At 65.1% G+C, this 20928-nt stretch carries 22 protein-coding genes; 4 read left to right on the top strand and 18 right to left on the bottom strand.

What is annotated here, in order from left to right:
- The first annotated feature begins 75 nt into the window (after positions 1–75).
- Positions 76–255 (top strand): hypothetical protein, encoded by a 180-nt coding sequence (locus AC066Y_RS03595; RefSeq protein ID WP_478272698.1) that lies wholly within the window; start codon positions 76–78, stop codon positions 253–255.
- Here the strand turns inward: AC066Y_RS03595 and AC066Y_RS03590 are convergent.
- Together AC066Y_RS03590 and AC066Y_RS03585 are read right to left on the bottom strand one after the other, a co-directional pair.
- Positions 252–1415, bottom strand: coding sequence for a serine hydrolase domain-containing protein (locus AC066Y_RS03590; protein WP_478272697.1), 1164 nt, complete (start codon positions 1413–1415; stop codon positions 252–254). The genes AC066Y_RS03595 and AC066Y_RS03590 overlap by 4 nt on opposite strands.
- 86 nt (positions 1416–1501) lie before the next feature.
- On the bottom strand, positions 1502–2425 hold the full coding sequence (locus tag AC066Y_RS03585; protein ID WP_092114844.1) for a division plane positioning ATPase MipZ: 924 nt from the start codon (positions 2423–2425) through the stop codon (positions 1502–1504).
- Positions 2426–2713: 288 nt separating this feature from the next.
- Here AC066Y_RS03585 and panC point away from each other — a divergent pair, with 288 nt between their 5' ends.
- Both panC and AC066Y_RS03575 read left to right on the top strand, forming a co-directional pair.
- Positions 2714–3565: a pantoate--beta-alanine ligase gene (panC, locus tag AC066Y_RS03580; protein WP_478272696.1), complete on the top strand. Its 852-nt coding sequence runs from the start codon at positions 2714–2716 to the stop codon at positions 3563–3565.
- Between the two features lie 145 nt (positions 3566–3710).
- A complete protein-coding gene (locus tag AC066Y_RS03575) occupies positions 3711–4457 on the top strand; it encodes a hypothetical protein (RefSeq protein WP_478272695.1) in 747 nt (248 codons plus the stop codon).
- 43 nt (positions 4458–4500) lie between these two features.
- Here AC066Y_RS03575 and AC066Y_RS03570 read toward each other — a convergent pair whose 3' ends face one another.
- The 5 genes from AC066Y_RS03570 to AC066Y_RS03550 form a co-directional block, all read right to left on the bottom strand.
- Positions 4501–4941 carry a DUF1489 family protein gene (locus AC066Y_RS03570; protein WP_028336418.1) on the bottom strand — a complete coding sequence of 147 codons (441 nt, stop codon included), beginning with the start codon at positions 4939–4941 and terminating at the stop codon, positions 4501–4503.
- A 119-nt stretch (positions 4942–5060) separates the two neighbouring features.
- On the bottom strand, positions 5061–6011 hold the full coding sequence (locus tag AC066Y_RS03565; RefSeq protein WP_478272694.1) for a hypothetical protein: 951 nt from the start codon (positions 6009–6011) through the stop codon (positions 5061–5063).
- 153 nt (positions 6012–6164) lie between these two features.
- Positions 6165–6368, bottom strand: a complete 204-nt coding sequence (locus AC066Y_RS03560; protein ID WP_092114848.1) for a hypothetical protein — start codon at positions 6366–6368, stop codon at positions 6165–6167.
- Positions 6369–6584: 216 nt separating this feature from the next.
- A complete protein-coding gene (locus AC066Y_RS03555; protein WP_176530795.1) occupies positions 6585–6953 on the bottom strand; it encodes a YidB family protein in 369 nt (122 codons plus the stop codon).
- 116 nt (positions 6954–7069) lie between these two features.
- Entirely contained in the window at positions 7070–7723 is a 654-nt protein-coding gene (locus tag AC066Y_RS03550) for a glutathione S-transferase family protein (RefSeq protein WP_478272693.1), read from the bottom strand.
- A 121-nt stretch (positions 7724–7844) separates the two neighbouring features.
- On the opposite strand from AC066Y_RS03550, the gene AC066Y_RS03545 reads away from it, so the two are divergent.
- A complete protein-coding gene (locus AC066Y_RS03545) occupies positions 7845–8522 on the top strand; it encodes a DUF599 domain-containing protein (RefSeq protein ID WP_478272692.1) in 678 nt (225 codons plus the stop codon).
- Positions 8523–8720: 198 nt separating this feature from the next.
- Here the strand turns inward: AC066Y_RS03545 and AC066Y_RS03540 are convergent, their stop codons facing one another.
- The 11 genes from AC066Y_RS03540 to AC066Y_RS03490 form a co-directional block, all read right to left on the bottom strand.
- Positions 8721–9644, bottom strand: a complete 924-nt coding sequence (locus tag AC066Y_RS03540) for a hypothetical protein (RefSeq protein ID WP_478272691.1) — start codon at positions 9642–9644, stop codon at positions 8721–8723.
- A gap of 223 nt (positions 9645–9867) precedes the next feature.
- The gene (locus tag AC066Y_RS03535; protein ID WP_456762589.1) at positions 9868–10044 is read right to left on the bottom strand and encodes a hypothetical protein; all 177 of its coding nucleotides are present in this window, start codon (positions 10042–10044) and stop codon (positions 9868–9870) included.
- A gap of 169 nt (positions 10045–10213) precedes the next feature.
- Positions 10214–10999: an aldo/keto reductase gene (locus AC066Y_RS03530; RefSeq protein ID WP_478272690.1), complete on the bottom strand. Its 786-nt coding sequence runs from the start codon at positions 10997–10999 to the stop codon at positions 10214–10216.
- 72 nt (positions 11000–11071) lie between these two features.
- A complete protein-coding gene (locus tag AC066Y_RS03525) occupies positions 11072–12391 on the bottom strand; it encodes a cytochrome-c peroxidase (protein ID WP_478272689.1) in 1320 nt (439 codons plus the stop codon).
- Positions 12392–12427: 36 nt separating this feature from the next.
- Positions 12428–14131, bottom strand: coding sequence for a phospholipase C (locus tag AC066Y_RS03520; protein ID WP_478272688.1), 1704 nt, complete (start codon positions 14129–14131; stop codon positions 12428–12430).
- Between the two features lie 312 nt (positions 14132–14443).
- Positions 14444–15328 carry an alpha/beta fold hydrolase gene (locus AC066Y_RS03515; protein WP_478272687.1) on the bottom strand — a complete coding sequence of 295 codons (885 nt, stop codon included), beginning with the start codon at positions 15326–15328 and terminating at the stop codon, positions 14444–14446.
- Between the two features lie 45 nt (positions 15329–15373).
- Complete coding sequence (gene hydA, locus AC066Y_RS03510) at positions 15374–16786, bottom strand: dihydropyrimidinase (RefSeq protein WP_478272686.1); 1413 nt, start codon at positions 16784–16786, stop codon at positions 15374–15376.
- Positions 16786–17550 carry an aspartate/glutamate racemase family protein gene (locus AC066Y_RS03505; RefSeq protein WP_478272685.1) on the bottom strand — a complete coding sequence of 255 codons (765 nt, stop codon included), beginning with the start codon at positions 17548–17550 and terminating at the stop codon, positions 16786–16788. Before AC066Y_RS03505 ends, hydA begins: the two co-directional genes overlap by 1 nt.
- The gene (locus AC066Y_RS03500; RefSeq protein WP_478272684.1) at positions 17547–18308 is read right to left on the bottom strand and encodes a GntR family transcriptional regulator; all 762 of its coding nucleotides are present in this window, start codon (positions 18306–18308) and stop codon (positions 17547–17549) included. The genes AC066Y_RS03505 and AC066Y_RS03500 overlap by 4 nt, the downstream gene beginning before the upstream one ends.
- A gap of 53 nt (positions 18309–18361) precedes the next feature.
- Positions 18362–19138, bottom strand: a complete 777-nt coding sequence (locus tag AC066Y_RS03495; protein WP_478272683.1) for a maleate cis-trans isomerase family protein — start codon at positions 19136–19138, stop codon at positions 18362–18364.
- Positions 19139–19191: 53 nt separating this feature from the next.
- Positions 19192–20496 carry an MFS transporter gene (locus AC066Y_RS03490; protein ID WP_478272682.1) on the bottom strand — a complete coding sequence of 435 codons (1305 nt, stop codon included), beginning with the start codon at positions 20494–20496 and terminating at the stop codon, positions 19192–19194.
- Between the last annotated feature and the right edge of the window lie 432 nt (positions 20497–20928).

The following is a 20928-nucleotide window of genomic DNA, read 5'->3' as shown; positions in this document are numbered from 1 at the left end:
ACGAAGGCAGGATCGCGCTGATGGCGGCGTCGGGATGCAGGGGACCCGGGGCTCGACCTGCCCTACCCCTGGATCATGCGCGAATGCATCAGCATTGGCGGTGTCTGGACGTATCCGCCGGAGGCGACGTTCGGCCTTGTCAATCTCGCCCGCGCCGGGCTGTTGCGGCTCGATCAATTCGAGGTCACGACCTTCGATCTCGATCATGTCAACGATGCCGTTGCGCATGCCGCCGCCAATGGCGGGCCGAACTAGACCCGAGGCGAGATCCCTTGCAGGACGTCCCTGAAGACGCCGTACTGCAATTGAAACGCTTGCGGGCTGTAGTCCTGATAATATCCCGCGGTCACCACGACAACGAGATCGAGCTCGGGGACGATGCGGATCGACTGCCCGCCTCGCCCGAGCGCGCCAACCCAGTCGACCATACGCCCGTTGAGCCGAGACTGGCCGAGCCACCACAGGTATCCATACGATTGATGCTCCGTGGCCTTGAGTTTCGATTCCGTCGAGGTCTCGATCCATGCCTTTGGGACGATCTGGCGACCGTTCCAGCGGCCGCCTGCGAGGACAAGCTGGCCGATCTTTGCCATGTCGCGCGGTCGCAGGCGCAACCCGCCACCGGCATCGCTATCCCCTTTGACCCGGCTCCATTCGAAGCTGGTAATGCCCAGGGGCTCGAACAACGCGGTGCGCGCAAATTCGTCGAGCGGATGTCCGGTCGCCTTGCGGACGATGGCCGACACCAGCGTAAGCGCGCCGGTATTGTAGAAGAACGCCTGTCCCGGCGGGGCCGTTGCCGAAAGACCGAGGACGTAACGGCACGGATCCGACGCCCGATGCATGCGCACCTCGTCGTTGTCGTCTCCCGTCGCCGGCGTCGCCTCCACCCACGCCAATCCCATCGACATGGTGAGGGCGTGCACGAGCTGGATGCGGTCCTTTTCGGGGGACCGCAGGTCTGACAATTCGGGGAAGAAGCTGAAGATCGGTTCGTTGATGCTGCGGATCAGCCCGCGGTCGATCGCGATCCCGACGGCGAGTGAGGCGACACTCTTCGAGACCGACTTGATGTTGTGCAGCGTATCGGCATTAAACGCGACGTCTTCGACCCGGCTGCCGTAGAAGCGGCCGGGGACCTCGTCGGAACCGCTGAAGTACCGCTCGAACACCAGCTTGCCGCTTCGGACGACCAGCACCGCGTGCACATTGGCGCCCGTTGCGAGCCGGTCAGCCATCCTGCACAGCGCAGCGCGGTCGGCGAACTTGTCCTCAGTGATGGAGGCGACGGACCAGCCATCGTCCCGCGCGACCGGAACACCACAGGCGTCCGACGGGTCCGCATAGGCCGGCAAGGTGGCGAGCGGTGCCAACGCAGCTCCTCCGAGAAGGGACATGAACAGGCGCCGTTCCATTCGATCCTCCGTTCATCGCCTTCGACCGCCGCACCAATCGTTTGGAGATCCTGCCTGATGCCGGGCCGCCACCGGGATTTGCCGGCCTAGCTGCCGATGATGTCGTCGACTTCCAGCGGCTTGTCGACCTGGCTGAACCATTCGGCCCGGTTGGCGGCGCGGCGGCGGCCGCGCTCGTCGAGCGGCAGCTTGAGCTGGCGCAGCAGGCCCATCACCTCCTCGCGGGCGGTGACGTGCCCGAGGCTCGGGCGGGTGCCAAGCGTCGCCTCGTCGATGTCGTCGAGCGCCGTCAGCCCGCGCGGGAAGAATTCGCGGTAGACCACCCGCTCGGCAAAGCCGTCGACCGAACGGAACCCGAGCCGCAGCGACAGCTGCTTCAAGCCGTCGGCGACCAGCTGCTTGTTGCGCGAGCCGAGCATCGACAGCCGGTTGCGCACCACGATCCAGTCGGTCGAGGCGCCGTCGAGCTGGCGGCGCTTGCGTCTGGTGTCGCGCACCATCTCCGCGTAATGGCTCTCGCCGATCACCGCATAGGTCGCGGGATCGACGGTGCCCAGCACGTCGAAATCGAGAAAGCTGTCGTTGATCGGCGTCACCAGCGTGTCGGCCATCGAATGCGCGAGCCGCATCAGGTAGCTGTCCGAGCCCGGGGTATCGATGACGATGAAATCATAGGCACGTTCCACCGCGCTCACCGCGGCCATGAACTGCTGGAATTCGGCGTTCTCGTTCTCCTCGATCTGCATCGTCTCGCCGTACTTGATGCAATAATGCGCGGGGAGTTCGAGATCGAGCCCGGAACGCCGCGCCCAGGCCTGGCGATTGCTGATGTAGCGGGTGAAACTCTGCTGGCGGCAGTCGAGATCGATGCTGGCAACGCGCTGTCCGGCCTTCAGGAGCGCAACGGCGATATGCAGCGCGGTGGTCGACTTGCCCGAACCGCCCTTCTCGTTGCCCAGCACCACGACATGTGCGGAGCCGGATTGACCCTGACTAGCCTGCACCAACATGATTCAATCCCCGCAATGATCTTCAAATCGCGCACGGCTGCGGTCAAGTGAAATGCATCACTGCGACAGGAAATCAATTGCAGCCATCCTTAATGATGAATCGAACGCGCAAGCCGGCTGCGTCGATCGGCGGCACGAGGCCTGCGATCCATGCGCGTGCGAGATCGGGTAATGCTTGCGCGGCGGTTTGCCGATAACGGTTCGGACTTGGTAAGCTCCGCCACCTGCCGAACGCCAAACGTTCCACCTGGATTCCCCCGCCCAGCTTGCCCCACGAGTCGAGATCAGATGCCGAGAAATCCCACCGTTGTCCGTACCGTCCCCGCCCTTCGTCGCGCCGTCGACACCCTGCGCGCCAAGAAGGCGACCATCGCGTTGGTCCCGACCATGGGTGCGCTCCATGACGGCCATGTGTCGCTGGTGCGGCTCGCCAAGCGCCGCGCCAAGCGGGTCGTCGTCTCGATCTTCGTCAATCCGACCCAGTTCGCGCCGACCGAAGATTTCGGTTCGTATCCGCGCACCTGGAAGGAAGACGTCGCCAAGCTCGCCGCCGAAGGCGTCGACCTGATCTGGCACCCCGAGGTGAAGGCGATGTACCCGGACGGCTTCGCCACAAGGATCGTGCCCGAGGGACCGGCCACCGCTGGACTCGAGGATCGCTTCCGGCCGCACTTCTTCGGCGGCGTCGCCACCGTGGTCGGCAAGCTGTTCACCCAAGTCCGGCCCGATGTTGCGATCTTCGGCGAGAAGGACTTTCAGCAGCTTCGGGTCGTGACCCAGATGGCCGCGGACCTCGACCTCGGCGTCAAGGTGATCGGGTCGAAGACGGTGCGCGAACGCGACGGCCTCGCGATGTCCTCGCGCAACGTCTACCTCTCGACGGAGGAACGGCGCGCGGCTCCCGAGCTCAACCGTGTGATGAAGCAAGCGGCAGGCCGCCTGCGCGCCGGCGAGGACGCCGCGACTGCAATGGCCGACGGCGCCGCTGAGATCACCAAGGCCGGCTTCGTGCTGGATTATCTCGAGGTCCGCCACGCCGCCTCGCTGGCGCCGATCGGCTCGCTGAAGGACGGTCCGATGCGGATGCTGGTGGCGGCAAGGATCGGCAGCACGCGCCTGATCGATAACATCGCGGTCTAAGGCGGGGTCCGCACAAGTGTGAAGCGGTTCACGCGCAAACCGGATGCGAGCCTGTAATGAGGGCCCGGCCTCATTTGTGCGGCCGGGTCGTGCTTGCGCCGCGCCCATGACGCATGGATGATCGCCCCCTTCAGAGGCGATCGGAATGATCAGTCATTTCAGGCAAGGCATTGTTCTCGGCATCGCGCTGCTGGCCGCCAGCGCGGCGCATGCGCAGACCCGGCCGCCGGTCGGCGGGGTCATTTCCGCACCCGGCGCGATGATCTTCTACGTCGCGCATGGAGCGCCCGATGCCTGCGGCCCGGGCTGCTCGGAATGGATTGCCGCCGAGGGCTCGGTGCAATGGGACACCTACAAGCGCCTGCTGGCGATCCTCGACCGGCAGGGCGGACGCAAGCTCCCGGTGGTGATCAACATCAAGGGCGATTCCAACCTCAACGTCGCCTCCAGCCTCGGCCGGATCCTGCGCGACCGCGGGGTGGATACCGCGGTCGCGGCGACCGAGGTCGAGGCCTGCAACGGGAAGCCCGACGAGGAATGCTTTGCGCTCAAGCGGCCTGGCGGCCCGCTGGACGCCAAGGAAAAGCTGTCCAGCATTGCCTGCGATCTTGCCTGCGTGCTGGTGCTGTCGGGCGGCGTGCATCGCAGCCTGCCGGCGGGCAGCCGCGTGGTGCTGAGCGGCATGGCGATCCACAACCGGCTCGCGCCGAACGTCTCGGCCGAGCATCGCGAAAGCCTGACCTCGATCTTCACCGACCAGTTCCGGCGCTATCTCGGCGAGATGGGGATCGATCACGAACTGCTCGACGTTGCCGTCAGCAACGCGGGCGGCGGCCGCTATGTCGAGATCCCGGCGTCCGAATGGGGCCGGCTGCATCTCGTGACTCAGTAATTTGCGCCAGCCGCCTTCCGATTGCTCACAGCAATCGGATCGCTCACAGCAATCCGAGGTCGCGCAACTCGCGGCGCATGGGTTCCGGCATCGACGCCACGCTGGCTGCGCTCGACTTGGTGAGATCTGCGGGCGCGGAGTCCGCGGTCAGGTAGCGCCAGCCCTGGAACGGCCGCATCGGCCGCGGCGAGACGGCGATCACCTTGGGCTGCATCACCAGCCGGCAGCGTCCGATGCCGTCCTTATCGCGGAACGGCTCGATCGCGATGATCTTCTCGCGCGCGGCGATCTCGCCACGGATCACCCAATACAGCGAACCGCCGGCGAGGATCTCCTCCTCGCGCTTCGGCGTCATCCGCGTGATGTGGACGTGACGGAGCGGCAGGCCCTTTTTCTTCGCGGTCGCCATCCGTTCGGCGACCCAGCCCTTGAGTTCCTTGACCGAGTCGCAACCGACGGCAAGCTTGATGAGATGAAGCGGCATGCGCCGGATGTAGCGGCCGGCGCGCGCTTTGGAAAGGGAGCGATGTCAGCGGCAGTGGATATCGGGATTTACTGTGCGGAACGGTGCACGGACGGCGGCTCAAGCCGCCGTCGTCACACTCATTCTTGGTTCGCGGCCGCCGGGGCACTCGCCGCGGCAGGTGGCGGCGCTGGCGCTGGCGCCGCAGCCGGCGCGATCTGGACCGGACGCTTCGCTGCGGGCGGCCGCTTCGGGGCTGCGGGCGGTGCGGCGGCGGCGCGCGCGGCCGGCGGCGGTGCCGCAGCAGCCGGCTTCGCCGGTTCGGGCGTCATGATGCTGACCGGCGGTGTCGAGGACGCGCTCGGAAACTCCGCATTGGTCGGCTTGCCGGTGGGCAACGACTGCGGCAGCGCCGCGACCAGGCCGGAGGCGGCCGACGCCTGCGCGCCGCCCGGCGCGTTCCAGGACGCCGCGTAGCGCGTGACCAGGTTCTCGTAGGTCCGCTCGTTCATGTTGTTGATGATCTGATGGTTGTCGCCCAGCGAGCGGAACGCGGGGCACGCGGTCGGCGTGCAGTGGTCTCGCGCCATCAGCGCGTAGGCCACCAGACCGTAGCGGTCGTGCTCGATGGCGCGGCGCAGCGCCTGCAACTCGGTGGTGGAATTGCGCTCCGCGGTGGCGAGGTCGCCGAGCGCGGTCAGGCGCGAAATCTGCGCCGCCGCATAGCTGACCGCCGCCGCAGCCGTATCAGACGAACCGAACAGCACCTTCTCGCAGGCATTGAGCACGGCATCTCCGGCGAGGTCGTCGATGCAGGCCAGCGCCGGCGTGGTTTGGCTGGTGAATTGCGCCGTCCGTGTGTCGGCGGGCGCCGCCTGCCCGCCCGGCCCGAAGCCGCGGATCGTGGCGGCGACCGCAACCGCGATCGACAGCAGCGTGATGACGGTCAGCGCGCCGTTGGCGACGGACTTTTCCGCGCGCAGCAGCGTGACCAGAACGACAATCCCAAAGAAGCCCGCCGCGGCCAGCGTCAGCCACATCGGGAAGGTCGGTGAGCGCCAGATCTGATCCAGCGAGGAAGCCCAATTCATGCGCGATGTCCCTCAACACAGCGTAAGCACAGCCGGCGACGGCGAACGCCGCCATCCCGACGTCCAACCTTCAGCACAATGGGTCTGCGAACAGGGCCTTTTGACGGCGACGGCGCGGAACCCGCTCCAGCCACCGGCTTGCGCACAACGCGTTCAGGACAGCGCGAGCTGACTCTCCTTGGCCACCCGTTCGAAAGCTTCAGTCGAGCTCTTGATGCGATACTGGCAATCGTCACCATCGGTCGGCAGCAGGCGGATCACCTCATAGGTGCCGCTCGCAGCGGGGCGCGCCACGTTGCTGGCCGTGAAATAGACGATCTCGCCAATCGAGTACTTATGCTTCAACGCCCTCTCCATTTTCTTAGAGATTGCTGGCTGAGCTGACAGTCCCGATAGCTCAAGCCGGCATTTTGAGAACCCTGCGGCAACCTAGCACATCGCACCGCCCCAAATCCAGCAAGATTGGGGCATGGCGAAGGTGCGATTTTGCAGGTTTTTCAGGGCGATAGGCAGCAATTTGCGTGCCAGGCGAAAATTGCCCGCCGACCTCGGCTGGAACCCGGTTCCACAGCCTCAGGCGGTATGGGGCAACTTTCCGTTCGGGCTCGCGCCGTCGACCGCAGCCGGAAGTTGCTGGGCCAGCACCTTGGACAGCTGGTCGACCGGAATGTTGAACTTGGCGGCGAGTTGCTTGACGGTGTCGCTGCCCAGCACCTCCTGGAGCTGCTCGGCGGTGATCGGCAGGTTCTGTCCGGTGCCGATCCAGGATTTGACCTGTTCGCCGAGGCCGGCCTGCTCGAGTTTGGCCACGATCGCCGACAAGCCGCCCTGCCCGCCATTGCCCATCACCTGGCCCAGCACGACGGGGATGACGGCCGCCCCGAGCTGGCCAAGCATGCCCTTCAGCTCCGGTGAATTCTCCAGGGAATCGAGAATGCCCATGGTCTAAGTCCTTTCACGACTTGCAAAACCGGTCTTTTGGATTCGACGCCTTAGGCCCCGCGGCGTCAAGCCGCGATCTTTGCTGCCGCTGTCACAATTCGGCAGCGCAGAGCCGGTCAGGCGTCCTCGAATCGCTCGATCCGCAGTGTCTCGGCCAGGCCGTCGCGGGTCCATTGCTGGAACGCCGGAAGCTGCATCATGGCATCGACATAATGCTGCGCCTCGGCCTTCACCGGGATCGCGTAGGTGCGGAAGCGATGCACCACGGGCGCGTACATCGCGTCCGCCCCGGAGAATGCCCCGAACAGGAACGGACCCTGCTTGCCGTAGCGCGCGTGGCAATCGGCCCAGATCTCCTCGATCCGCGTCACATTGGCCCGCGCATCGTCCGACAGCGCGACGGCGCGGATCGGCCGGTGCAGGTTCATGCCGCATTCGCTGCGCAGCGGCACGAAGCCGGAGTGCATCTCCGCCGAGATCGCGCGGGCATGCGCGCGCGCGGCGCGATCCGACGGCCACAGCTTCGCCTCGGGAAACTTCTCGGCGAGATATTCGATGATCGCCAGCGAATCCCACACCGTGACGTCGCCGTCGATCAGCGTCGGCACCTTGCCCGCCTTGCTGAAAGAGAGGATGCGGTCCTTGTCGGCCTGGTCGGTGTAGAGCGGAACGAAGATTTCCTCGAACGGGATGTCGTTGGCGCGCAGCGCCAGCCAGGGCCGCATCGACCATGACGAATAGTTCTTGTTGCCGATGACGAGCTTGAGCATGTCTGTGAATCCTGTTGCCACGTCAGTTTGCCATAGTGCATTGCACGCGTTCAACCTGTACATGACGCAGGATGCAGCGCGGCACGGACCTGCCGCCGAGCATTGACGAAGGAAGGCACCAATGACCGGCTACTGGGTCGATATCCTGGCCGTCGGCTTCTTCGCGCTGGAATGGCTGGTCTACGCCATCACGCTGGAGCACACCGCCTACGGACGCGACAGCCTGTCGGCGCGGATGCATGTCTATCGCGAGATCTGGGTGCGGAATCTGCTCAACCGCGATGCGCGGATGGTCGACATGCAGATCATGGCCAGCCTGCAGAACGGCACTGCGTTCTTTGCCTCCACCAGCCTGATCGCGATCGGCGGCGCGCTGGCGCTGCTGCGCGCGACCAGTGACGCGCTCGCGGTGCTCGGCGCGCTGCCGGTCGACCTGACGCCCTCGCCCGCGCTGTGGGAGATCAAGTGCATCGGACTGATCCTGATCTTCATCTACACCTTCTTCAAATTCGCCTGGGCCTATCGCCTGTTCAACTATGTTGCGATCCTGTTCGGCGCGATGCCGCCGGCCGGCCAGCGCGATACGCCGGAGGCCGAGGCCCATGTGATCCGCACCACGCGGCTGTTCGAGACCGCGGGCCGGCACTTCAACCGCGGCCAGCGCGCGTTCTTCTTCGCGCTCGCCTATCTCGGCTGGTTCGTCAGCCCCTGGGTGCTGTTCGCCACCACCGCCGCGGTCGTCATCGTGATCTGGCGCCGGCAGTTCGCCTCGAATGCCTGGCAGGCGATGGGAAGCTGAAAGTTTGATCGAGCAACATGCGCGACACTCTCGCTCCCTCTCCCCGTTCTTACGGGGAGAGAGTTGGGGTGAGGGGCTGTTTCCGCATCGACCGAGACGGACTCGCGGAGACTCCCCCTCACCCGGATTGCATCTGGCGATGCAATCCGGCTTCTCCCCGCACGCGTGGCGAGGCGTAGTTCGCCGCTCGTCCCTGCCCTACGACGCAAAATCGCGCGGGGTGAAATCGAGGTCGAGCACCTTCCATTCGCCGTAGCGATCCCGCGGCAGCATCGCATAGGGCTGGCAGGCCTGCAGCGCCTCGGTCGCGCTCTTGAGCAGCAGCGGCCCCTTTTCCGATGCGGTGGCTTCGATCAGCAACGGCGCCGCGCCGAGCTTGCCGTCCGGCTTCATGAACACCCTGAGCTTGATCCTGACGTCATCGCCGGTGCTCAGCGTCGCCGGGAGCTTCATGCAGCTCTTCAGATGACGGCGGAACTCGGCGACCACGCTGGAGCCGACGTCGGCCTGCTCGGTGGCCGCGGCGTCGAAATTGTCCTTGCCGGGACCGGGGCCGTGCGGCGCGTCGGCCGGCGGCTTGATGGAGATGTCGGGCGGCAAACCGAGCATGACATTGTATTTGACGGACAGGTCCGGCTCGGGCTGCACGTAGGCGGGTGGCGACGGCGTCGCTGATTGCTGCGCCATTGGCTGAGGCATCGGCGGCGTCTGGGGTGCCGGCATCTGCGGCGCCGGCTGCGGCTCGACCGCGGCATGCTGCGGAGCCGGGCTGGGTTTGGGCGCCGGCGGCGTCGCCTGCTTCTGCGGCGGTTGCTGTTGGGCCTGCTGCGGCTGTGCTGCGGGCGCTTGCGCCGGTGGTTCGGACTTGGCGGTGTCGACCGGCTTGTCGAGCGATGGCAATTGCAGCTCGGGCGTCGGCGACGGGCTCGGCACCGGATCGGGCTTGACCTCGCTCTTGATCTCCCTCCTGGCGACCTCCTGCGGCGTCACGATCTCGACCGGCACCGTGTCAGCGGCGACCGGATCGAACTGATGCACCTCCGAATACAGGAAAATCAGCGCGAGCAGCATCAGGTGCACGAACACCGATGCCATCAGATCCGCGTTTGGCCGAAACTTCATCCCACTCGATCACGTCGTGATGTCTCCCCGCTCGGCACCATAGCGGGCAATCAGGACCGGCCTCAATCCCATTCTGATCTGAACGGCGGATCCCGGTCGGGAGCCACCGCCGACCGTCGGCGCTCCGCCACGATTCGTGCCATCATCCGGCGGTCTCCACCTCGCTTTGAAATTTACCGGACAGCCGGCGGGAAGTGACGGTGGTGATCGTCATCGCAATGTCTCAGTAGCACGCGCGGTTGCGTGACCTGCAAGGACGATTTTGGTTACCCTGGGTAGCCGCGCCCTTTTTGGCTTTGGCGCCCGGTGGATTCTGCTGCGCCACCGCTTCGGCAATGAAAAGCGGCGTCGCTACAGCACCCACGAAGAGAATACTCAAGAGAACGACAATAATTTTCATCGAAACCTCCCTTGAAAATGTCGGCCGGGAAAATGGAAAGAGAGAGATCGGCCGCTGCAAGGCGAACGGAAACGGGTTTCGAAGTCAAGCTATTTTGGAACCGGGGGAATGCAACTGGGGTCATAACCAGCCAGGCGATGCAGGCAAGCAGCCATGCGCATTCGGCCAATCATCGCGCGACGGCGCTCCCCATCGCCGAAATCGTGCGCATGTCCTCGTCCGACAGCTCGAAATCGAATATGTTCAAATTTTCCTGGAGCCGCTCGAGCTTCGAGGTGCGCGGAATCGCCGAGACATTCTGCTGCACCAGCCAGCGCAGGCAGACCTGGGCAGCCGTCTTGCGATAACGGTCGCCGATCCGCGCCAGCGCGCGGTCGCCCTTGACGCGTCCCTTCGCGATCGGGCTGTAGGCGACGAACGCCATGCCATGGCGCGCACAGGCTTCGATCACATCGGCCTGGTTCAGATAAGGATGGTACTCGACCTGATCGCAGGCGAGCGGCTCGGGGCACGCCGCCACCGCCTCCTCGATCAGCGCCACGTTGAAGTTCGAGACCCCGATATGCCGCGCCAGTCCTGCCTGCTTGACCCGCGCCAGCGCGCCAAGAGTCTCGGCAAGCGGCACGTGCGGATTCGGCCAGTGCAAGAGCAACAGATCGACCTCGGTCAGACGCAACCGCGCCAGGCTCTCTTTGGCCGAACGTTCGAGATCCTTCGCCATGAAATGCGTGGTCCAGACCTTGGTGGTCAGGAACACATCGTCGCGCTTGATACCGGAGGCGCGCAGCCCCTCGCCGACCTCGCGCTCATTGTCATAGATCTGGGCGGTGTCGATGTGCCGGTAGCCGAGCCGCAGCGCCTGCTCGACGATACGGGCGCAGGTCCGCCCGCGCAGCTCCCAGGTGCCGAGCCCGATCGCGGGAATTTTGGCGCCGTTGCCTTCGACGACATTCATGCGCCCATTATGCGCGCATGACGCGGACCTGCCAACTCACGCATGGGTTCCGCGATAAGCCGTCGCGACCGCTCACTGCTCCGTCCGGTAACCGTCGGTCAGCGTCTTCAGGAAGGCGATGATGTCGGCTTCGTCCTGCGCGGTCATCGCAGGTGTGTCGCCGAGATGGCGCTCGAACGGCGGATCGGCGACGTCGACATTGCCGTGATGCTTTTCCGGCAGATCGTCGTATTTCCGCACGGTACCGTCGGCCGCACGCGGGTAGACCTTCTCCGGATTGGTATCGCGGAAGTTATAGAAATCGAGCACCTGCTCGAGGCTCGCGAAGACGCCGTTGTGGAAGAACACGCGGCGGGTTGCGGTGTTGCGCAGGGTCGGCGTCAGAAACATCCCGCAATATTGTGTCTGCTCGGCAATATCGGTGCGATACGGGCCGCAGACCCCGAGATCGAAATAGTTGGGATCGCGATTGCTGGCGAGTGCGGAGTTGCGTGGCGCGCCAAGCGCCTCATACTGATGGTCAGTGAACAGCGGCGGCAGGCCGTCGCGGGTCGGCGACGACGTATGGCAGCCGGCGCAATTGGCCTTGTCCGGATCGTTGAACAGTTGCAAGCCGCGCAACTCGCTCTCGCTCAGCCGCGCCTTGCCTTCCAGCCAGTAGTCGAACTTGCTGCTGTAGGGATGGAAGCTCGGTTCTTCCACCTGATAGCGCGCGACCGCGAACATCGCCTCCGCGACCAGCAGCCGCGTATTGTCGAAGACCTGAGCGCCGAACAGTTCGGCAAAGCGCGGCGCATAGCTCGCCTGGCGCAGCTTCTGCGCCACCACCTCGATGCTGCCGCCGTCCATCTCATTGGGATCGAGCAGCGGGAAGATCGCCTGGTCCTGCAGCGTATCGGCGCGGCCATCCCAGAACAGTCCGCCCTGCGGCACGATGTTGACCGCCGACGCCGCGGTCCCGGTCGCGACCTTTTTCGCACGCGCAGCCTGCTGGCCTGCCGCGGCCAGTTGCGCGAAGTCGACAAGATTGTCGTCCTCGTCCTTCTCGGGTCCGATGCTGAAATTCGGCTGGCGTTCCAGATAGGTCAGGCCGGGAACGGCGCGCGTCCCCTGCCGCGATTGCGCCGGCCCGCCGAACATGACCGCCGCATCGTTGGGCGGACCGTAGGCGTGGTCCGGACTGTGGCAGGAGGCGCAGGACATTGCGCCCGACGATGACAGCGACGTGTCGAAGAAGACCTTCTGGCCGAGCTGCGCCATGCCGGACAACGGGGCGATCGGCGGACGCCTGAGCTGCACCGGATTCGGATTCGTCCCCGGAAGTCCTTGCGTCTCGGCTGCCGCAACGGCGCCGGCCATGCAGAGCAGGCCGGCGCCGAGAAGCCACAACATGCGGCCGTTCATATGACGTCCAGTGATCCCAGAGCGTTAGTGATGGTGATGATCGTCAGGCGGGCTGACGATGACCGTACCGGCCGTCGGATCGAGGAACAGCTTGTTCTGCCGATCGTCGCCGTCGTGGTCGTGATCGTGGCCATGATCGAAATCGAACATGTCCGTGATCGATTCGACGCTGTCGTCGAACGAACCGCCGCCGAGACGCTGGCCGTGCAGCCAGTTGTCTTCGATGAAGCGCACGACGGACGCCTGCGAGATGCGCGTGTGGCTGACGAAGTTCTTCTTGGCGTAAGGCGAGATCAGCAGGAACGGGATCCGCGTGCCGGGACCGCAGCGGCCGTTCACCGGCTGACCGTTCAGGCCCTTCGGCTGCGTCTGCTTGCCGATACCGCGGCCGCACTGGCCAGGACCGTTGACCTGGTCGGCGGTCGGATCATACGAGGCGCTGATCGGCGCAATGTACTGGTGGTCATACCAGCCGTCGGAGTCGTCATAGGTGATGATGACCGCGGTCTCGCGCCACTCCTTCTGCCTCTGCAGGAAGTTGATCAGCTCGACATTGCCCACCTGCTCGTCGAGCGGATCGGAGTTGCCGGGATGACCGTCCTGATAGGCCGGCATCTTGATGTAGGAGACGGCCGGGAAGTTGCCGGCCTTCACCGAGGCGTAGAAGTCCTCGAGATCGTAGGCGTGATTGGCGGGATCGAGCGTCTTGCTGCCGGGAACGTAGGTGTGGCCCACGGCGTTCACCGAGCTCGGCCGCGCATGGGTCGGGTTGGCGGTCGACTTGTAGTACTGGAACCAGGCATGGTGCGGGATGTAATCCACGATGGTGCCGTTGACGTTGCTCGAGAAGGTGCTGCGGGCGCAGTTGGTGGTACCGTTGCTGTTCTTGAGCGTCAGGTCGAAGCCGCCCATGAAGCTGCCCCAGCTGATGTGCTCGGCGTTGAGCAGGTCGCCGATGTTCTTGCTGGTCATCAGGACCTGGCTGGTCGTGCTCGAGCAGGCGTCGTAGGCAGGGTCGGTATCACCGATCAGCGTCAGGCCGCCCTGGCCGTCGGAGATCGACGATGACGTGCCGACGATGTTCTGCGCACCGTTGGTCTGGCCGGCAACCACCTCGAGCGCGCCGGGCGTCGACGGACCGAAGGTGTCGGTCCAGCTGTTGTCGCTCATCGCGAAGTTCTGCGCGTAATTCCAGAACGCGGTGACGGTGTTGCCATCGAAATACCCCATCACCTGCCCGTTGGTGCCGAAGGCGCCGACGCCGCCGGCGGTGCCGCGACCGGTGAATTTCGGAAACAGGTCTTCCTTGCCGTTGTCGACCGCCTGCTGCTCGGGCGTGTAGGCGTGGTTCTGCGAGCGCGTGTTGGCCTGCGTGCGATCGAGCCGGAACGGATTCGTCGCGCCGGTGCCGTTGGCCGGATTGGTGTTCGGGTTGTTGGTCAGCAGATTGGCGTTGGCGAGGTTGTTGACCTTCGGCGTATGCGGCTTCGCCGTGAACGGAATCGAGCCGGTCGGGTTGGCCGCATTCGGGTAGGTTGCGAAATAGTGATCGAACGAGCGGTTCTCGTTGAAGATCACGACGAGATGCTTGATCGGCGTTGCCGTGTGAATGTCGTGCGGAGGACGATGATCGTGATCTCTATCATCGTCGTGAGCGGCGGCGCTGCACACCACTGCAGCAGCAGCGACCAGACAGACTCCGACCGTCGAAAGGAATTTCGCCTTCACTTCTTGCCCCATTTTTAAGGATTTATGACGTCGACATGCGACACATTAGCCAGCGCGCGTAACAGCTCTGTGTCGGTTTTGCGATTGACGCGTCATCGCGATGTGATCGTCATGCGTTCGATGTCACGCGGCGGTTGCGGCACGCGCGAACGAATATCGCATCGATGTCATCGAATCGGTCGCGAACTCAGTGACGCCGGCACGCGCGTCATGTTGAGACCTACTTCCGCGCGTACGACGTGTTCATGTACGCACGATCCGGGACGATTCCTGTAGTCGTACAATTCAACGCGACGTATTGGGCCGAGCCAGCTAGTCCTTCATCCCGGTGATCGAGGCGCTCACCGCTCTGGGATCGCGCTGCGGCCAGCGGCCGCGTTCGACCTGCGACAGGAAATCGCCGACGATCCGGTTGTATTCGTCGGGCTCCTCGATGTTGATGGCGTGGCCGCAGTTCGGCATGACGGCGAGCGCGGCGGATGGAATGCTCTGCTTCATCAGGATGCCCGGCAGCAGGCACGGCCAATCCTCGTCGCCGGTGATGATCAGCGTCGGCACCGTGATTTGCTTCATCTCGTCGACCAGCGTGTAGAGCGAGGGACGCTCCTTCTGCACGCCCTGCTGGGTGTTGGCCGATCCCACCGCCGAATGCTCGGCCAGCATGGCCTTGAATTCGGCGTGGCCGCGCGGATCCTTGTTCTCGTACTGCACGCGTGTCGGGCCGTAGGCGTAGCGCTCGGCGAAGGCCGGCATGCCGTCCTTGCGGATCATGGCCGCGATCACGTCGGCTTCGGCGCGAAACGTCTCGCGCTTGTCGAGCTCCGCACCATAACCGCAGCCGCCGATGCACAGCGACAGCGCCCGCGACGGGTGACGCAGTCCGAAGTGCAAGGTCGCGAAGCCGCCCATCGAGAGGCCGATGATATGCGCCTTCGGCGCGCCGACGTGATCGAGCACAGCAAGAATATCGTCGGCGGCGCGCGCCTGTGAGTAGGACGAGACCTGCTCGGGCACGTCAGACGGCGGAAAGCCGCGCGCATTATAGGCGATGGTGCGGAAGCGCTTGCCGAAATGCCGCATCTGCGGCTCGTAGCTGCGCAGGTCGCCGGCGAACTCGTGGACCAGGATCACCGGATGGCCGGATCCGGTCTCCTCGAAATAGAGCCGCACGCCGTCATCTGTTGTCGCGTAGGGCATGGTGGTCTCCTGCCTTCTTGTTTCGCGGATTACTTCCTTCGCGTGTTACGGGATGGTCGCTCCCGCCGGAGGTTTGGCGCGCGGCAAGTATGTGCCGTGCTGCTTGCTGCCGACGAGGGTGCCGTCGTCGACGACCACCTTGCCGCGGACCATGGTCAGCACCGGCCAGCCGGTGACCTCGAGCCCTTCATAGGGCGTGTAGTCGGAGCCGTCATGGATCAGCTCGTGGCGGATCGTCACCTTGCGCTTGGGGTCCCACAGCGCGATGTCGGCATCGGAGCCGACCGCGATCGTGCCCTTGCGCGGATAGAGGCCGTAGATCTTGGCGTGATTGGTGGCGCTGAAGGCGACGAAGCTGTTGAGGTCGATGCGCCCCTTCACCACGCCCTCGGAGAACAGGATCGGCAGCCGCGTCGCCACCCCCGGGATGCCGTTCGGCACCCAGCGGAAGCTGGTACGCCCCTTGGGCGCGAGCTTTCCTTGCGGGTCGTCGTAGCGGAACGGACAATGGTCCGACGAGAACACCGAGAACACTTTCTGCTGCAAGCCTTCCCAGCACGCCTGCTGGCTGGCGACATCGCGCGGTGGCGGCGAGCAGACGTACTTTGCGCCTTCCATGTTGAGCTGGTCGAGATCCTTCTCGGTCAGGACAAGGTATTGCGGACAGGTTTCGCCCATCACCCGCAAGCCCCGCTGCTGCGCGCGCCGGATCTCGTCCATCGCCTCGCGGTTCGAGACATGCACGATCATGATCGGCACGTCGACCAGCTCGGACAGCGAGATCGCGCGATGGGTGGCCTCGCGCTCGACCGGGATCGGCCGCGAGGTGGCGTGGAAGCGCGGCGCGGTGTTGCCGGCGCGTTCGAGCCGGTCGGTCAGGAAGCGGATGGCGTCGAAGTTTTCCGCATGCACCATCAGCATCGCGCCGGTCTCGCGCGCGACCGACATGGTCTCGAGCAGCTCGCGATCCGACAGCGCCAGCCCCTCATAGGTCATGAAGACCTTGAGCGAGGTATAGCCGTCCTCGACCAGCGCCGGCAGCTCCTGGCCCAGCACGTGCTCGGTCGGATCGGTGACGATCAGATGGAAGGCGACGTCGACATGACATTCGCCTTCGGCCAGCGAATGGTAATGCTTGAGCGCCTCGCGCAGCGTCTGGCCCTTCTCCTGCAGGCAGAACGGCAGCACGGTGGTGTTGCCGCCGAACGCCGCCGAGCGGGTGCCGCTGGCAAAGCCGTCGGCCATCACGATGCCGTCGCCCGATGGCTGGGCGAAATGGACATGGCTGTCGATGCCGCCGGGCAGCACCAGCCGGTCGGTGGCGTCGATGATCGTGGCCGCATCGCCGAGATCGCGGCCGAGCGCCGTGATCTTGCCGTCACGGATTCCGACATCGCAGGCAAAGGTGTCGGCAGCGGTGACGACGGTGCCGCCGCGGATGATGGTGTCGAAGGACATCAGTCTGTCCCCTCTTTTGGTGAGCGATGTTCGATGATGACAGCAAGCGGCTCGGCCAGCCCGAGCGTTGGTTTCGGATCAGGCCGCCGGAAGGTGCCGGCGACCGCCTTGCGCGGCTTGAGCACGGCAAGCGTCTCCGCCTGGCGCACGGCGGCCGCGACCGGATCGACCACGGGCACCGGAATGCGGTCGCGGACCTTTGCGGCAAGGCCCGCGAGCGGCGCGCCTGACAGAATGACGACGTCGGCGCCGTCCTGTTCGACCGCCCGGTTGGCGAGCGCGACCAGCAGCTCTTCCTTCTCGGCCTGCACGTCGGAGATCGACTGGAAGCTACCATCGAGCGTGCGGATGCCGGCGCAGCGCGCAGTGAGCCCGTGCATGGCGACGCATTCCTCGTACCAGGGCGCCAGCGCGCCGGCGAAGGTCACAATGGAAAACCGCCGGCCGAGCATACAGGCGGTGAGCATCGCAGCCTCGGCCAATCCCACCACCGGAAACGCGAACAGCTCGCGCGCGCCGAACAGTCCGGGATCGCCGAACGCGGCGATGATGGCGGCATCGATGCCGCCGCCGGCCTCGGCCAGCATCTCCAGCGCGATCGCACCGCCGATCTGCGCCTCGGCACGAGTCGCGATATACGGCACGCCGCGCGCGGCGGTCGTGGGCACAAGCTCGGTGCCGGCTGAAGCCACCTTGCTGCCGGCAGCATGGAGCAGATCGGTCACTGCCGCCGTCGTGTTGGGATTGAGCAGCAGGATCTTCATGGCGCAACGTTCCTCGTCTTGCGACCGCGCGGCTTTGTGGGAGTATCCGGCACCGCGGCGTCATCCGCCTCGTTGTTCAGTGCCTTGCCATCCAGCGTCTCGGCGACGATCTCGCCGGTGCGGCGCACATGGTGAGCCAGGATCTGCCCGGCCCGCGCCGCATCGCGGCGCCTGAGCGCGGCCAGGATCTCCTGGTGCTCGCGCACCGACTCATCCCAGCGCCCGAGCACCGAGAGCGCGAAGAAGCGCGCCCGCTCGGCCCGCGCCAGCAGCGCCTCGTGCGTCGCCTTCAGCACCGCGTTGCGCGCGAAGCCGACGATCGCCGAATGGATCTGCTGGTTGGCCTGGAAGTAGTCGCGCAGCTCGCCACGGCCGTGATGCCATTCGATCTTGTCCTGCAGCGCATCGAGCCGTTCGAAGTCGGCGTCCTCCATGCGCAGCGCGGCGAGCTCCGCGGCGCAGCGCTCGATGCCGGAGACGGCCTCAAACAATTCGGTCAGCTCGGCGCGGCGGAACGGCGTCACCACCGCGCTGTGGTTAAGCCGCAGCTCGACCAGACCTTCGTTCGCCAATTGCTTCAGCGCCTCGCGCAGCGGGGTCCGCGAAACGCCGAGCGCGTCGGACAGGTCCGCCTCCCCCAGCGACTGTCCCGGCGCCAGCTCGCCGCGCACGATCATGGTGCGCAGCCGCGCAGCCGCCTGCTCGTGCAGTCCGACCCGCGGCACGCGCAGGCGGCGCCGTTGCTGCGCCGTGATCACCCGCTTCGGTTCCTTGCTCCGTCTGGTCGGCTTGGCTTCAATCTTGGCTTCAGTCACCGCACGCCCTTATCGTCATGATCGGAGATCGCGGTCGCTGCGCGCAGATCGGGGTTGGTGAACAGGCTGCCCCAGCCGCGCACGCGCGACGGATCGCAGCCCACAGCTGTGAGGCACGCCCATAGCGTCACCGCGATCGAATCCAGCACCGGCACGCCAAAACCGCGCTCCAGCCGTTCGGCGGCGCCGGCGCCGCGCATGTTGGTGCAGAGCACGACGGCGACATCGCAGCCTTCGTGCACCACTTCCTCGATCAGGTCCGCGACCTTGGCCTCGCTGACCTCGGCAAAAGAGAAATTGTCCTGCAGCGACAGATGCCGCTCGGCAAAACAATGCAGCCCCGCCGAATTCCAGTTGGCGATGATCCTGTCCTGCACATCCCTGCGATACGGCGTCACCAGACCGATGCGTTTGGCGCCGATCCGCCGCAGCAGGCCGCGATAGGCCAGCACCGTGGTGCAGGCCTTGATCCCGGTTGCCGCCGTGATCTGCTCGCACAGGCTCTCGTCGCGATCGAAGCCGAGCCAGCTTGCCGAGGTGCCGTTCCAGGCGATGACGTCGACCTTGGCATGCGCCAGCAATTCTGCCGCGCGAAGAATCTCGCTGGCGTCGAACTGGCGCAGCGCCTGCTCCGACAGCGCGATCTCCGTCACCTTGAAGCGCGAGAAATGCGCCGAAACGTCGTCGACGCCTGATAGCATCGCGCAGGTGATCGGCTCGAGTGCGGTATTCGACGACGGCGTCAGCATGCCGAGCCTGATAGGACGTGTCATTCGCTTGCCTCATCAACCGGCCAAACCCTTGGCAGGATTCGGCCGTCCTCGTTTCAGACCGGGAGCTTGCGGCTGTAATCGATCAGGGTCGAGCAGATCAACAGCGCAATGCCCGCGGCGGCAAAATACATCAGGGCCAGGAAGTAGGAGCCGGTGGCCTGCACGATGAAGCCGACGATCAAGGGCGTCGTGATGCCGGCGATATTGCCGCCGAGATTCATGCAGCCGCCGAGGAAGCCGGACTTGCCGCGGCCAGCCAACGCCGACGGGATTGCCCAGTACATGCCGCACCAGCGCAGGAAGAACAGCGTCGTCGACAGCAGCACCACGACCACGACCGCGTTGGTGACGTAGGCGACGAGGAAGATCGACACCGTCGCCATGATCGCCGCGATCCCGAACAGGGTGCGGAACACCGTGTTGGGCGCCCCGCCCCGCGCGCGCCAGCCGTCGCCGATCCAGCCGCCGACCAGTTCGCCGACGAAGCCCGCGAAGAAGATGATGAAGGATGCGCCGCCGAGCGCCTTGATGTCGAAGCCGTGCACCTTGAACAGATAGGTCGGCATCCAGGTCAACAGGCCGTAAAAGGTGGTGTTGAAGAACATCCAGCCGAGGCACATGCACCAGACCGAGCGGAAGCGGAAATAGGCCATCCCGCTCGCGCCGGACGACGGCGGCGTCGCCGCGTCCTCGATCGCATGCGCCTCCTCGAGATAGCGCGCCTCGGCGTCATTGACCGAGGGATGTTCGCGCGGCGCGTTGCGGATGTAATACCAGGCCCACAGTCCGCACAGCATGGTGCCGACGCCGGCGACGACGAAGGCGACGCGCCAGGAGCTGAAGGCCGCCATCAGCCAGGCGATCACGATCGAGCCGAGCGCAGCACCAAGCGGCGCGCCGCCGTCCAGCAGGGTGGCGCCGCGGCCGCGTTCGGTCTGCGTCATCCAGATCGCGTTGAGCTTGCCGCCAGCCGGATAGATCGGCGCTTCCGACGCGCCGAGCCCGAGCCGGGTCAGCAGCAGCAGCATCCAGCTGGTGGACAGCGCCGCCAGCGCCTGGAAGAAGCCCCAGAACAGCGTTGCGAGGGCGATCACGATCCGCGGCTTGAAGCGATCGGCGAGCATGCCGCCCGGTACCTGCATCAGCGCGTAGGTCCAGAAGAACGAGCTCAGGATCAGGCCCTGCATCGCCGGATCGATGTCGAACTCCTTGGCGATCACAGGCATCGCGACCGACAGCGAGGCGCGATCGATATAGTTGATCGAGATCAGGAACAGCATCAGCAGGAAGATCTTCCAGCGCACGCCGGATGGCTTCGCCGTATCTGCCATTGCGATGGTGGACACCTGATCGCTCATTGCTCGCTCCTCTGCCGGCAGATTGTTTTTGCCCCGCGCGACCTTCGTCATCGAAGGTCATCGGCCCTCTCCTGCCCCGCGCAAAGTCTGCTTCAAGCCGCGCGAGGCGACAAGCACATTTTGTATTCTGCATGCAATTTTATATATCATATTGATATTACGTAATATTATTCCTAAGACGCTTTGTTGTTAGTCAGCCCGTGATGAGGAATTGGGCGTCAGTTCGCCGGCGCGGCCAGGCGGTTTCAGCGAATTGGCGCGGTGTTTGGGCTCCAGCGTTCGCGCGCGGCTGCGTTCCGCTGGCTGCAAAAAGGCGTAGCCCGCATGAGCGAAGCGACATGCGGGACCACAGCAACCCCGAATATCGCTTCGCTCATCCGGGCTACACATACCCCGATGGCCGCGTCCCGGGCAGTCACCCGGGACGCATGT

Source organism: Bradyrhizobium sp. USDA3010, assembly GCF_056429065.1.
This window is presented reverse-complemented; position numbering and strand designations above follow the sequence as displayed.